This window comes from Enterobacter sp. 22499 (genome assembly GCF_052044815.1).
GTDB lineage: Bacteria > Pseudomonadota > Gammaproteobacteria > Enterobacterales > Enterobacteriaceae > Enterobacter > Enterobacter bugandensis.
In genome coordinates this window covers 1-502 of the sequence record NZ_JBQENR010000020.1, presented here as the reverse complement: position 1 = coordinate 502, position 502 = coordinate 1, and the positions used below count along the sequence as shown (strand labels likewise).

Annotated in this window: 2 tRNA genes and 1 rRNA gene; all 3 read left to right on the top strand. The window is 47.2% G+C overall.

The window, feature by feature from the left end:
- A 16S ribosomal RNA gene (locus ACTJI7_RS22805) occupies positions 1-69 on the top strand; the annotation flags it as partial.
- Positions 70-139: 70 nt separating this feature from the next.
- A tRNA-Ile gene (locus ACTJI7_RS22800) sits at positions 140-216 on the top strand.
- Between the two features lie 38 nt (positions 217-254).
- Positions 255-330: transfer RNA gene (locus tag ACTJI7_RS22795), tRNA-Ala, on the top strand.
- Positions 331-502 lie beyond the last annotated feature (172 nt).

The following is a 502-nucleotide window of genomic DNA, read 5'->3' as shown; positions in this document are numbered from 1 at the left end:
TGATTCATGACTGGGGTGAAGTCGTAACAAGGTAACCGTAGGGGAACCTGCGGTTGGATCACCTCCTTACCTTAAAGAACCTGCCTTTGTAGTGCTCACACAGATTGTCTGATGAAAAACAGCAGTAAAAAACCTCTACAGGCTTGTAGCTCAGGTGGTTAGAGCGCACCCCTGATAAGGGTGAGGTCGGTGGTTCAAGTCCACTCAGGCCTACCAAATTTGCGAAGCAAATTTGAAGAGGTTGGCAAAACGATGGGGCTATAGCTCAGCTGGGAGAGCGCCTGCTTTGCACGCAGGAGGTCTGCGGTTCGATCCCGCATAGCTCCACCATCTTTTACTGCGAACACAAGAAAACTTCAGAGTGAACCTGAAAAGGTGCACTGCGAAGTTTTGCTCTTTAAAAATCTGGATCAAGCTGAAAATTGAAACGACACACATGTTATGTGTGTTCGAGTCTCTCAAATTTTCGCAATCAGAAGTGAAACATCTTCGGGTTGTGAGG